Source organism: Cupriavidus sp. GW823-FHT06D04 (assembly GCF_058795055.1).
The window spans coordinates 378,150-390,322 of sequence record NZ_JBXAHL010000003.1 but is presented as its reverse complement, the minus strand read 5'-3'; the positions used below and the strand labels follow the sequence as shown (position 1 = coordinate 390,322).

Annotated in this window: 12 protein-coding genes; 7 read left to right on the top strand and 5 right to left on the bottom strand. The window is 68.4% G+C overall.

Going from position 1 to position 12,173, the window contains the following annotated elements; all coding sequences use genetic code 11:
- Positions 1 to 218 precede the first annotated feature (218 nt).
- Positions 219 to 677, top strand: coding sequence for a MarR family winged helix-turn-helix transcriptional regulator (locus AC1Q7H_RS07900; protein WP_013951870.1), 459 nt, complete (start codon positions 219 to 221; stop codon positions 675 to 677).
- 132 nt (positions 678 to 809) lie between these two features.
- The gene (locus tag AC1Q7H_RS07895) at positions 810 to 1,529 is read left to right on the top strand and encodes a glycine zipper 2TM domain-containing protein (protein ID WP_013951872.1); all 720 of its coding nucleotides are present in this window, start codon (positions 810 to 812) and stop codon (positions 1,527 to 1,529) included.
- Here AC1Q7H_RS07895 and AC1Q7H_RS07890 read toward each other — a convergent pair.
- The 3 genes from AC1Q7H_RS07890 to AC1Q7H_RS07880 all read right to left on the bottom strand — a co-directional run bounded on the left by AC1Q7H_RS07890 (position 1,526) and on the right by AC1Q7H_RS07880 (position 4,707).
- The gene (locus tag AC1Q7H_RS07890) at positions 1,526 to 3,073 is read right to left on the bottom strand and encodes an acyl-CoA synthetase (protein WP_492381099.1); all 1,548 of its coding nucleotides are present in this window, start codon (positions 3,071 to 3,073) and stop codon (positions 1,526 to 1,528) included. The genes AC1Q7H_RS07895 and AC1Q7H_RS07890 overlap by 4 nt on opposite strands.
- A 112-nt stretch (positions 3,074 to 3,185) precedes the next feature.
- Positions 3,186 to 3,896 (bottom strand): dienelactone hydrolase family protein, encoded by a 711-nt coding sequence (locus AC1Q7H_RS07885; RefSeq protein WP_492381098.1) that lies wholly within the window; start codon positions 3,894 to 3,896, stop codon positions 3,186 to 3,188.
- 94 nt (positions 3,897 to 3,990) lie between these two features.
- Positions 3,991 to 4,707 (bottom strand): phospholipase D family nuclease, encoded by a 717-nt coding sequence (locus AC1Q7H_RS07880; protein ID WP_238553110.1) that lies wholly within the window; start codon positions 4,705 to 4,707, stop codon positions 3,991 to 3,993.
- 233 nt (positions 4,708 to 4,940) lie between these two features.
- Here AC1Q7H_RS07880 and AC1Q7H_RS07875 point away from each other — a divergent pair, with 233 nt between their 5' ends.
- Positions 4,941 to 5,147 carry a dodecin gene (locus AC1Q7H_RS07875; protein ID WP_013951876.1) on the top strand — a complete coding sequence of 69 codons (207 nt, stop codon included), beginning with the start codon at positions 4,941 to 4,943 and terminating at the stop codon, positions 5,145 to 5,147.
- Positions 5,148 to 5,323: 176 nt separating this feature from the next.
- Here the strand turns inward: AC1Q7H_RS07875 and AC1Q7H_RS07870 are convergent, their stop codons facing one another.
- Complete coding sequence (locus tag AC1Q7H_RS07870; RefSeq protein ID WP_013951877.1) at positions 5,324 to 6,991, bottom strand: ShlB/FhaC/HecB family hemolysin secretion/activation protein; 1,668 nt, start codon at positions 6,989 to 6,991, stop codon at positions 5,324 to 5,326.
- 183 nt (positions 6,992 to 7,174) lie between these two features.
- Positions 7,175 to 8,602, bottom strand: coding sequence for a collagen-like triple helix repeat-containing protein (locus AC1Q7H_RS07865; protein WP_492381097.1), 1,428 nt, complete (start codon positions 8,600 to 8,602; stop codon positions 7,175 to 7,177).
- Between the two features lie 730 nt (positions 8,603 to 9,332).
- Here AC1Q7H_RS07865 and AC1Q7H_RS07860 point away from each other — a divergent pair.
- From AC1Q7H_RS07860 to AC1Q7H_RS07845, 4 genes are all read left to right on the top strand, one after another.
- Positions 9,333 to 10,520, top strand: a complete 1,188-nt coding sequence (locus AC1Q7H_RS07860) for a collagen-like triple helix repeat-containing protein (protein WP_211979547.1) — start codon at positions 9,333 to 9,335, stop codon at positions 10,518 to 10,520.
- Between the two features lie 370 nt (positions 10,521 to 10,890).
- Positions 10,891 to 11,070, top strand: coding sequence for a Flp family type IVb pilin (locus tag AC1Q7H_RS07855; protein ID WP_013951880.1), 180 nt, complete (start codon positions 10,891 to 10,893; stop codon positions 11,068 to 11,070).
- Between the two features lie 24 nt (positions 11,071 to 11,094).
- Entirely contained in the window at positions 11,095 to 11,622 is a 528-nt protein-coding gene (locus AC1Q7H_RS07850; RefSeq protein ID WP_013951881.1) for a prepilin peptidase, read from the top strand.
- A 72-nt stretch (positions 11,623 to 11,694) separates the two neighbouring features.
- Positions 11,695 to 12,171 carry a TadE/TadG family type IV pilus assembly protein gene (locus AC1Q7H_RS07845; RefSeq protein ID WP_013951882.1) on the top strand — a complete coding sequence of 159 codons (477 nt, stop codon included), beginning with the start codon at positions 11,695 to 11,697 and terminating at the stop codon, positions 12,169 to 12,171.
- Positions 12,172 to 12,173 lie beyond the last annotated feature (2 nt).

Sequence of the window (12,173 nt, the reverse complement as noted above, 5' to 3'; positions counted from 1 at the left end):
GTGAAGGTGTCTGCAACCGCACAGATTCTGCCATAGCCGGACGCCGGCACCATGCAACTATGCGCCGGGCACGTGACCTGGCTGACAGGATTGTGCTGGCGGCCCGGTGCGCGGCCCCTATAATTGCGTGCGCCCCGGTTGCGGGACCGGCCGCGCGACCGTGGTCTTGCGCGTTGTGCCTGCGCTTTCATCCTCCTTTGCGCTTTTTTCGCCACCTTATGCCCAGCAAGTCCGCCCCGTCCCGGAAATCCACATCGCTTACCAAGGCGGACTTCGAGGCGCTCTCGGATTTCCGCTACCAGTTGCGGCGCTTCCTGCGGTTTTCCGAAGATGCGGCGCGCGAGGAAGGGCTGACCGTGCAGCAATACCTGCTGCTGCTGCATATCCGCGGCTGTGCCGACAAGGACTGGGCCTCGATCGGCGAGCTGGCAGAACGGCTGCAGGCCAAGCAGCACGGCGTGGTGGCGCTGGTCAACCGTTGCGAGGCGGCGGGGCTGGTCAAGCGCCGGCTCAACCCCGAGGACCGCCGCGTCGTGCAGGTGCACCTGCTGGCCAAGGGCGAGCGCTACCTGAACCGCCTGGCGATGCTGCACCGGTCCGAGCTGGAATCGCTGCGCGGCGCTTTCCGCGTGGCCCGCATCACCCAGTTCAACGACGACGGCGCCGAGCGCGGTTGAGCCCCGGCAGGCCAGCACTGCCAGCCGGTTACAGGCAGTTACCAATCACAAGTTCCGGTGACACCCGCCGGCCGCCGGCGGCCCTAGACTCGCGCGCATTCCCCAATACGCGCAGCGCGCAGGAGTCCTGACATGTCGATCCCCTTTCGTTCGGTTGTGCTTGCGGTGCTTGGCGCCGGTGCGCTGGCCGGGTGTGCCTCGCCGTACGGTTACGACAACGGCTATGGCGGAGGGTACGGCGGCAGCTACGGTGGTGGCTATAACAGCAGCGGCTACGGCAGCAGCGGCTATGGCGGCAGCACCACCATCAGCGGCTACCCGGCGCAGCAGGGCTACCCGCAGGCATCGGGCTACCCGCAGGGGTATCCGCAGCAAGGGTATCCGCAACAGGGTTACCCGCAGCAAGGCTATCCCCAGCAGGAATACCCGCAGTCTTCCTACCCGCAGCAGCCGTATCCGCAGCAGTCATATCCGGACGGCAGCTATGGCAACAACCATGGCAACCAGGCCTATGGCGTGCGCTACGGCTGGGTCGAGGCGATCGAGGTGGTGCCCGGCCAGCCGCCTTCGACCAGCGGCGCGGGCGCCGTGGTCGGGGGCATCGTGGGCGGGCTGCTGGGCCACCAGGTCGGCGGCGGCCGCGGCAATACCGTGGCCACCATCGGTGGCGCCGTGGCCGGCGCGGTGGCCGGCAACGAGGTCGAGAAGCGCACCGGATCCTCGGCCGCGGCTTACCGCGTGCGCGTGCGCACCAGCGACAACGCCTACCTGACGCTGACGCAGTCCAATGCCTACCAGATGCGCATCGGCGACCGCGTCAAGGTCGAGAACGGCGTAGCCGTGCCGTACTAAGCCTGCGTGCCGAACAGCTGCGCGTAGTCCTCGCGCAGCTGGCGCTTGAGCAGCTTGCCCGCCGTGTTGCGCGGCAGGTCCGCGACGAACACGATGCGCTTGGGCACCTTGAACGGCGCCAGCGCCTGGCGGGCATGGGCGATCAGCTCCTCCTCGGCGGCGTCTTCATGGCCGCGCTTGCGCACCACGCAGGCGGCTACCGCCTCGACCCACTTCGGGTGCGGCAGCGCGAACACCGCTGCCTCGGCCACCGCGCCGTGGGTGTACAGGCACTCTTCCACCTCGCGGCTCGATACCAGCACGCCGCCCGAGTTGATCACATCCTTGATCCGGTCCACCACGTACAGGTAGCCCTCGGCATCCATATAGCCGAGGTCGCCGGAATGGAACCAGCCGCCGGTGAAGGCTTCGGCGGTCTGTTCGGGCTTGGCCCAGTATTCCGTCAGCAGTTGCGGCGAGCGATGCACGATCTCGCCCAGCTCGCCAGGCAGCACGTCCTGCATGGTCTCGTCGACGATGCGGGTCTCGACATTCAGCACCGGCCGGCCGGCGGACGCCGGGCGCCCCGCATGCTCGTCGGGCCCCAGCACCGTGGCCAGCGGCCCGATCTCGCTCTGGCCATAGCAGTTGTAGAAACGCAGTGCCGGCAGCTTCTGCTGCAGCTCCAGCAGCACCGGCACCGGCATGATCGAGGCCCCGTAGTAGGCCTTGGTCAGCGACCCCAGCCGCGCCGGATCGAAGTCCGCATGGCGCAGCAGCGCGATCCACACCGTGGGCGGCGCGAAGAAGCTGGTGATGCCCTCGGCGTGGATGGTGCGCAGGCAATAGCCGGCCGCGGGGCTGTCGGCGATCAGCGTGGTGCCGCCGCACAGCAGCAGCGGCATCAGGAAGACATGCATCTGCGCCGAGTGGTACAGCGGCAGCGCGGCCAGCGAGTAATCCGACGCGCGGATATCGCAGGCGGCGATGGTGCTGCCGTATTCAGCGAGCAGCGCGCGGTGGGTCAGCACGGCGCCCTTGGGCGCGGAGGTGGTGCCCGAGGTGTACAGGATTTGCGCGGGCGTGTTGTCGGTCAGCGCTTCGGACACCGGTGAAACGGGGCCGTTGGCCGCCGCCACCAGGATATCGCGCACCTTGCCGCCATGCAGCGTGCCGCTGACCTTGCAGGGCAGGCCGTCGACGCGGTCGGCCAGCGCCGGATCGGCAAAGATTGCGCTGGCGCCCGATTGCGTGACGATGTACTCGGCCTCCGCGCGCGTCATCGAGAAATTGACCGGCACATGGATCAGGCCGCTGCGCAGGCAGGCCAGCCACAGCAGCACGTAGGCGTCGGAGTTCTTGCCGAAGGCGGCCACGCGGTCGCCGGGGCGCAGGCCCCATTGCGCCAGCGCGCCCGCCACGCGGGCCGCGGCCTCATCCAGCTGGCGGTAGGTCCAGGCCCGATCGCCGAAGCGGATCGCGGTCTTGCCCGGGCTGCGCCGCACGGCGCGGGCAATGGCGTCGGGGATGGTGTTGCGCAGGGCGCGCTGCTGCTCTGACTGCATGGTGGTCTCCATTGTTATGGTTTGGGGTCCAGCAAGTCTTGAAGCCAAGCGCCGAGGATAAAGGCTGCCGCCCGGCCATGGCAAGGCGGCAGCGGCTCTCGGGGATGAGGGACTACAGCGCTTCCGACAGGAACACCAGCGCGCGCCCATGCGCCAGCGCGGCGCTGGGCTGGTGGTAGGAGCCGCGCGCCCAGCAGTTGAAGCCGTGGTCCGCGCCCTCATAGACGAAGATCTCGCTGCCGGGTTTGCCGGTCATGGCGTCGCGCACGCCTTGCACGGCCCCTGGCGGGATATGCGCGTCGAGCGCGCCGTAGTGGAACTGCACCGGCACGCGGATGTTTGCCGCCTCCTGCAGCTGGTTCTGGACGCCGCCGCCGTAGTAGGGCACCGCGGCATCCACCAGTCCGCGCGCCGCGCTCAGGTACGACAGCAGGCCGCCGAAGCAGTAGCCCACCGCGGCCACCTTGCCGGCACCGGTGTGCTGGCGCAGCACCTGCACCGTGGCGGCGATATCGTCCAGCGCGGCCGGCACATCCACCGCCTTGCGCAGCGCCATGGCGCGCGCCATGTCGTCGCCTTCGTAGCCCAGTTGCACGCGCGGCGCCTGGCGCCAGAACACGTCTGGCGCCAGCACCGCATAGCCGTCGGCGGCGTACTGGTCCGCCACGGCGCGGATATGCTCGTTCACGCCGAAGATCTCCTGCAGCAGCACGATGCCAGGCGCGCCGGGCTGCACGCCTGCCGGCGGCAGGCTCAGGTAGGCATCGAAGCTGCCCGCGGCGGTGTCAACGCGGATCCACTGGCTGTCGGGGATGGCTGTCATGGGGAAAGGCTCCGGAAGGCTCTGAACAGGAAACCTGCAAGTTTGCCACTGCGCGCCAATTCATGCAGGGCAGGGCGCCCCGACGCTGCTGCCGTCAGTACGCGCGCGACTGCTTGTAGCGCTTGTTCCAGTTGTCGGTGTAGGCCCTGACCACGGCGGCGTCGCCGCGGATCAGCATGCCGTTCTCGGCGTTGCGCTCTTGCGCCGACTTGGTGAAGTTGAACGATCCGGTGAAGACTGCCTGGTCGTCGAACACCATCACCTTGTTGTGCGCGATCGCGGGCTTGTTGTCGATCACCACCGGCACGCCGGCGTGCTTGAGGTAGGTGGCGCTGGTATAGCGCTCGGACTGCTGGCTCTTGTCCAGGATCACGCGCACGTCCACGCCGCGCCGGTGCGCCTGTGCCACGGCCTCGGCAATCGGTGCGCTGGTGAACGAATAGGCCTGGATCAGCAGGCGATGGCGCGTGCTGCGGATGGCATTGACCAGCAGCGCCTGGCAACTCGCGCCATCGGGCACGAAGCACAGCGTGTAGCCGCTGCCATCGGCAAAGGGCCTGGCCGGCACCGGCTTCGCGTCCGGCGGCTGCGCCGGCTGGGCCGGCTTGCCGGCGCGCGTGGGAAAGTGGTTGGCGACGGCCTCGTTGAAGGTCTCGCTAATGCTGTTGGCGATGGTGTCGGTCACCTGGTCGAAGGTGGAAGCCGAGCGGGCGTGCGCCAGCAGCGCGAAGGGACTGAACGAGGTGAAGGCCGACACGGCGGCGGCCAGGCCCAGGCCCAGCACGGCCCGGCGAATGAATCTGTAGGTCACGGCGGATCTTTGCGTCGGTGAATGACAGCATGCGCGCGCCGCGCGCCGCATGCTGTCGGGGCGGGTCCGCAGCGTAGCAGCCGCATACGCCACTGGCAAAGCGTGATTGTGTAACAGGATCTGTGGCCGGCTATGCGGTGCAGCATCGGTGCGCCGCCGCTGCCCTTGGGACTATCCGCACCCGCGCCTATGATGGATGGAACCCCCGCGGGCCGCCCGCCAAGGAGAGGGATATGAGCAACCATACCTACAAGCTGGTCGAGATCGTCGGATCTTCACCCGATGGCTGCGACCAGGCCATCCAGAGCGCCATTGAAAAGGCCGGTGAAACCATCAAGAACATCGACTGGTTCGAAGTGGTGGAAACGCGCGGCCACATCACCAACGGCAAGATCGCGCACTACCAGGTCACGCTGAAGGTCGGTTTCCGCGTGACTTGAGTGCGGCGCCGCGCTTGCGCGGCGGTATCGCGCGACGGCACAGGCTGCGCTGCTTGTGCGGGTTGGTGCGCGTGCTCGCTCCAGACGCAGCCATCGGGATAAAAAAACGGCCGACGCGAGACTGCCGTCGGCCGGGTACAGGGAAACCTGGTGTCGTCAGCCCAAACGCGACCAGCTCAATCGAACTGGTACGAATAGGTCATGTTGATCCGCGGCGACCGATGGCTCGCATTGGTCGGCTTGTCACCCACCGGTTGTGCCACCGACAGGTCCAGCGTGTAGTAGCGCCGGTCCGAGAAGCGCGCGCCGATGGCCACCGACGACAGGCTGCGGTGCGACAGCGACACGCTGTTGGAGAACACGCGCGCCACGTCGGCCGACACATATGGCTGGATCGTGCGCAGGTAGGCCATGTCGGGCAGGAACAGGCGGCTGATTTCGGCCGAGGCCCCCCAGCCCTTGTCGCCCGCCACTTCGCCGGCGGGATAGCCCAGCCCGAAGAAGCGTCCGCCGAAGCTGATCTGCTCGCCCGAGGCCAGGCGGTCGCCGCTGTACTGGCCCGCCGCGGCCACGGTGAGGCCGAAGCCCGCCGGCAGGTCTTTCGACTGCGACAGCAGCAGCCGCGTGCGGAAGAAGCTCAGGTCGTTGGTATTGTTCTGGCGGCTCGCACCCAGCGCATCAAAGCCCTTGTACAGGCCCAGCGTGGCGTTGCGGCTCACGCCTTCGCCGCGCTGCGCGTAGGTCAGCTCCGCGGTGCCCACGCGCACGTTGGTGCCCAGCGTCACGCGCGTGCCGGTGGCGGTGTGGGTGTAGCGCTCGAACTGGTCGGCGCCGTAGAAGCCGCCGGTCAGCGTGAGCGAGTGTGCGTTGGACAGCAGCAGCGGATAGCTGAGTGAGCCGCCGATGCGCTTGGTGTCGTTGACGTAGCGAGGGTTGAACCCGATCGCCTCCAGCGTGGCGTTCTGCGGCACGCCGCGGTAGTGCGAGGCATTGAGCCGCGCGATCATGCCCTCGGTGCCGAGCGGCTGCGCGTAGCTGGCAGCGTAGTACTCCTCGTTGTCGCGGCCTTTGGGGAACAGCGCCGACACCGAGATCTGCTCGCCCAGCGGCGTCAGGCTGTTGGTAGTCGCGGTTGCAATCGCGCGCAGGCCCGGCGACATGTATTCGATGCCGGTGCCGAAGGTGAACGGCTTGCGCTTGACGTCGAGCACCATCTCGCAGGCGCCGTCGGTGGTGGTCGGCGGCTGCACCGTGGCCGCCACCTGCAGTCCGGGCTGCAGGGCCAGTGCATTGACGTAGTGTTCGAAACGGTCCTGGCGCAGCGGGCGGTCCTGCTGCAGCTTCTCGGCAATGGCGCGCAGCCGGCCCTCTGCCGGGCCCGCCTTGCCAGTGACCGTCACCTTGGCCACATAGCCTTCGACCACGGTGATCAGCACATCGCCGTTGGCAAAATCCTGCGCCGGCACGAAGGCGAACGAGAGCGGATAGCCACGGTCCTTGTACATCTGCGTCACCGTGCTGGCCGCTTCCAGCAGCTGTGCCACCGTGATCTCGCGATTGGCCAGCGGCTTGAACTGCGCGGCCACTTCCTCGAAAGGCAGCGTCTTCGCGCCCTCGATGCGAAAGCGCCGCGGTGTCAGGCGTGTATTGAGCAGGTCCTGCATGGCCGCCTGCGGCCGTTCGACCTGCACGGTCACGCTGCTGTCCGGCCGGGCCGGAGCGATCTTCGGGAGCGTCTGGGTCGGGTCGCCCTGGACCGGGCTGCGCGGATCGGCCTGGACCAGGCCGTGATGGAACGCGCCGACGCTGACCAGCAGCGCGGCAACGCGATGACGTGCACGCATGGTAATACCCCTGTAAGGAAATACTGCGGCTATTGACGTCGCGTGCCACTGGCGCGGGGATTGCCGCTACCCCCGGGCGCCTGCTGTCCGATGCTGCCGGCTTAGCGCGTGGCCGCTACGTTGAACCTGGTGTGCTCCGCTGCCCGCGATCAGGCGATCGCCCGGGCAGCGGCTGAGACTGGATTACTTCTGGCCGAGCGCGCCGGTCAGGCCGCCCAGCAGGCCGCCCACCAGACCGCCGATCGGGCCGGTGGCGCCGGTGGTCGAACCCTTGCTTGTGGTGCTGCCCGCGGTGGAGGTGGCGCCGCCGGTCACGGCGGCGACAACATTGGTGACGGGGGCCAGCGGGCTGGTGGTGCCCGTGCCCGCCGCGGCGCCAGAGACGCCGCCAACCACGCCATTCACCACGCCGCTGACGGCGGTGGTGACCGGTGCCAGCGGCGAACCGGTGCTGCCGCCGGTGGCACTGCCAAGGCCGCCGGTGATGGTGCTGACCAGGCTGGTGACAGGCGCCAGCGGCGAACCCGTGCCGCCGGCGCCTGCACCGCCAGTCAGCCCCCCGGCCAGCGCAGTCACCGGTGCCAGTACCGGGCTCAGCGCGCCCAGGCCGCCGCCGCTGGCGGGCCCGTTCACTGCGCCGCCCAGCGATGCCACGGTCGTGCCGGTGGCGTTCACCACGCCGTCGATGCCCGAGACCACCGGCGTGTTGGTCTGTTGCAGCTTGGTGCCGGCCGTGGCCAGCGCACCGCCCACGGTCGCCAGCAGCCCGCCGGTCGGAGCGCCCAGGCCCGTGGCCGCGCCCAGCGTCTGGGTGGCGCCGGTCAGCTGCGAAGTGATCGGCACGATCAGCTTGCTGGTGGTAGTGGTCACTTGCTCGACCGCGCCGGTCGACAGCACCGTGGTCAGCGTGCCGCCGGTGCTGGTCACCGTGTCGCCCAGCTTGTCCACCACCGTGCCCAGCGGCGAAGTCAGCGGCGCCAGCGGCGCGAGCTGGCCGGTGCCCAGCCCGCTGACAGCGGTGCCGGCGCTGGACACTCCCTTGCCGAGTTCGGTGACCACATTGCCGGTGCTGGCGACCGTGGTGCCAACCGGGTTGGTCGAATTGGGGATGCTGCCCAGGCCCGCTTGCAGGCCCGTGGCCAGCGCGCCCACGGCATCGCCGGTGGAGGCCACCACGCCGCCCAGGCCGCTTTGCGTCTGCGTCGGCACCAGCGGCAGGTTGGCGCTGCCGAGCTGGTTGCCGAGGTCGGTGACGGTGCTGCCCGTATTGCCCAGCACCGTGCCGGCATTGTTGATGACCGTGGCGGTCGGGGTCAGCGAGGTGGGCGTTTCGCCGCCGCCAGTGTTGCCGCCGTTGCCACCCGTTCCACCGGTGCCGCCGGTACCACCCGTGCCGCCGCCCGTGCCACCGGTACCGCCGCCGGCCAGGTCGGTGCTGCCGCCGGAGCCACCCATGCCGCCAGTGCCATCGGTTCCCGTAGTCTTAGTGCCGCCATTGGTGCCCGCCGTATCGCTGGTGCCCATGGAGGTCGATCCGCTGCCGCTGGCGCAGCCACCCAGGGCCAGCAAGGTTGCGAGGAGTGCCGTTACGGCGAGTTGTTGTTTGCGCATGTTCTGTTCCCTCATTCCCGTCGTTTAAATCGCTCGGCCGCGCAACGCGTTCGCTTTCTGCGTGCGGCGGTGACGGATATGGCGCAATCGGTATGCCAGCGCCGCGACGCGTCCCGGAAGGGACCCTGCGGAATTCGGGTGTGGTGCCCGCAAAGCCTTGCCGGGCGCGGTTCCCAGGGGAGTGGCGGGAACCGCTTGCGGCGCCGCCGGGGACGGGGTGTCGGGGCGGCTGCGCGTTACGCGTTACGTAACGTGTGGCGTCTGCAGGGAACAAAACAGCCGGAACGGCGGGCCATGCGGCGATGGCGACCCAGCCAGGAAAGCGCGCCGTGCCGTGCGCTGCCACCGCCCTCCCGCCACGGTCATCCGCGCCGCCGTGTTCCCGTGTTCCAGGAACACGTTACGTAGCACGTAACACGTCAGGCCCGCGCCGCAACGGCGTTTGGGCCCAGCACGTGGCTACCCCGGACCCCGGCAATCCGCGCCAGGCAAGGCTTGCAGCGCCGCGGCCGGTTCCGTGCCGGCACCGCCGGCGCCGCTGGCACGGGCCTTGCCATTTGTTGTCCAGACGCGCCGACGATCCCGCGTTCCACTGTCTTGCCGTGCCGGTTCGGAGCGGTCCGCCAGAGGAACAAAGCGGGACTCCGGGGAGGCTCGTCGGCAATCCCATGCGGCGCACATAAGACAAGACGGCCGGCAGCACCGTGGCCAACAAGACAGGAGAAGGACAATGCAAACCAAGCATCCGTCGCAGCATTCCATGACCTCACTGGCCGCGGCCGGCGTGGCCGCTATTGCCTTGCTGATGGCAGGCTGTTCGTCGAGCGGTGGCGGCAGCGGCGCCAATCCGCGGCCGAACAGCAACATCGACACGCCGGTCACGCCGGGACCGTCCGCATCGGGCGAGACCACGCCCACCGCCAAGGTGACCGAAGGCGCGGGCAATACCGTGGTGGCCACGGGCAATGCCATCAGCGAGGTCGGCAAGAGCATCCAGGAAGCGCCGCTGCCGTTGCTGCCCACCAAGGCGCGCGAAGGCGCCGGCGACGTGGTGATCAATGCCGGCAGGGCCGTTGGCTCGCTCGGCGCGGGCGTGCGCGACGGGCTGGGGCAGATGGGTTCGGTCGACAACCCGGTTGGCGTGACGGTTGCCAGCACCAGCAATGTGGTCCACGACGTGGGCGAGACGCTGATCAGCGGCGGCGACCTGGTATACGGCCTGGGCACCGAGAAGCTGGCACCACTGGCGCCGGTGACCGAGCCGGTGGGCGGCCTGGTCAGGCACGTGGGCATCGCGGTGCACGATAGCAGCGGCAAGGTGCACAGCGTGCTGTCCGAAGGCCCGGTCGCGCAGGTCACGAATTCGGTCAGCAAGGTCATCGTGCCGCTGACCAGCAAGGTCACCGACGGCACGCAGACCCTGGGCGCGGTCACGCACCTGGGCGATCCGGCCAACGGCCTGCTCTACAAGGTCGGCAATACCGCGGCTGCCGGCGGCAGCATGATCAGCAACAGCCACGCGCCGGTGGTCTCGCCGCTGGGCGGCGTGGTGACTGAGGCCGGCAAGACGGTCGCGGCCGCTGGCGCGCTCCTCAACGGCAATGGTCAGGGCGGCGGCAACCCGCTTGGTGGCCTGCTGAACAACCTGCCGCTGGCAGGCGCGGGCGGCGGGTACGGCGGCGATGGCGGCCATGGCGGCAACCCGCTCGGCGGCGTGGTGAACAACCTGCCGCTGGCCAAGGTCGCCGGCGGAGGTGAGGGCGGCTCCGCGGGCGGCGCGCTCAGTCCCGTGACTGCGCTGCTGGCGCCGGTGACCGGGCTGGTCGGCGGGCTGAAGCAGGGCGCTCAAGACAGCCAGGGTGGCAGCGGCGACGTCAAGACGCTGCAATTGCCGCTGGTGGGTGGCCTGCTGCGCTGAAATGTCTCATACCGGCTAGGTGTTTTCACGGTGCGCTGTCGCTCATCACCCCGTCGCAGCGCATCTTTTTATTTTGGCTGGCATTGCGGCCGCAATGACCGCAATGCCAGCTTGCAGGCCGGTTCCCGGCCTGCAAGCCTGTTCTTTGACAACCTGTGACCCGGGCGTGCCGGGTCGTTTCAAACGCATGTCTTAACCCCTTTGGGTCATTGCTATCACCCATAGGAGGGGTATGGTTGAGACATTCCATATCTTAAAAAGAAAACGCAGCAAGCGTGAAATGTCGATAAAAGAGCGGGCCACAGAGCACCGTGATAATCGAACGGGGGAAGCGTGATCGCGGCTTCTTAGATCACTCGGGAGTGACAACATGAAACGACTCATTGCACGCTTTATTAAAGATGAGCGCGGGGCGACGGCTATCGAGTATGGCTTGATCGTCGGGCTCGTCGCTTTGGCCATCGCAGTCGGCGCCGGCCAACTCGGCACAGAACTCAACGCCAGCTTCACCCGGCTCTCAGTCAAGGTTTCGGGATGGTTCGTCAATTGAGCAGGCCGAAACCATAAGACCGGCGTGATTGCCGCGCTCCTCTGCGCGGCGACCCTCTACACAGATCTTGCCTACCGGCGCGTTCCCAACGCCTTGCTGGCGGCCGCCGTGCTGGTCCTCGGACTTGCACTGCTCGCCGGGCAGGCCACGGAACTGCCGCTGGCCGCGCGTCTGACCGGCGCGGGGCTGGGTCTTGCCGTCACGCTGCCGGCGTACGCCCTCGGGCGCATGGCCGCAGGGGACGTCAAGTTCCTGGCGGTGGTGGGCCTGTTCACCGGCCCGCAAGGACTGGTGGTGGCATGGGTCGTCGGCAGCCTGCTCGGGCTGGTGCACGCGCTGCTGGCGCTGGCACTGGACAGCAGCGTACTGGCCGCGCTTCGGCAGCGGGCCGCGGCACGCCTGCGCGTGGCAGCGAGCACGCCGGCTACGGAGCAAGCCTTGCATCACCAGGACAGACCCATTCCAACGGCGCAGTTTTCGCGGGCGCGCGGCATTCCATATGCCGCGTACCTGGCCGTGGGCGTGCTGGTCTGGATGGCCGCGGGCCAATAGCCGGACAGGCCACGGGCAAGCAGGCTGCGTCGCCGGTCGGCGCGAAAGAACACCAAAGGACCGGGGTTTCAGATGTTGCTGCACGCAAGGGCCAACAGGGGGATCAACCGACGCCGCCACGGCGCCGGCAGCGCTGCGATCGAGTTTGCGATCGTGGCGCCGGTGCTGCTCGCCATCGTGATCGGCATCATTTACTACGGCGTGATGCTGGCGCTGCAGCAGGTGCTGACGCTGGCCGCCGAGGAAGGCGCGCGCGCTGCGCTGCGCTATCCAGCGGGCGTTTCCGGCTCAGGCCTCGCGGCCACGCAGGGCGCGCGCGTCGATGCCGCGGCAGCGATGGCGCGGGGCACGCTTCCCACCTCCATCAGGAATCTGCTGCCCCCCGGCAACGTTGCGCAGGCGGTGCCCTGCGCGCCCGGTTCCACCGATGTCTGCGTGCAGGTCACGCTGAACCTTCCCACCACCAACATCCTCCCCGCCGTGCCGATGGTCCCGATCCCCGCGATGCTGTCGGGCTCGGCCATGGTCCAGCTTTCTCCTGATATCTGAGC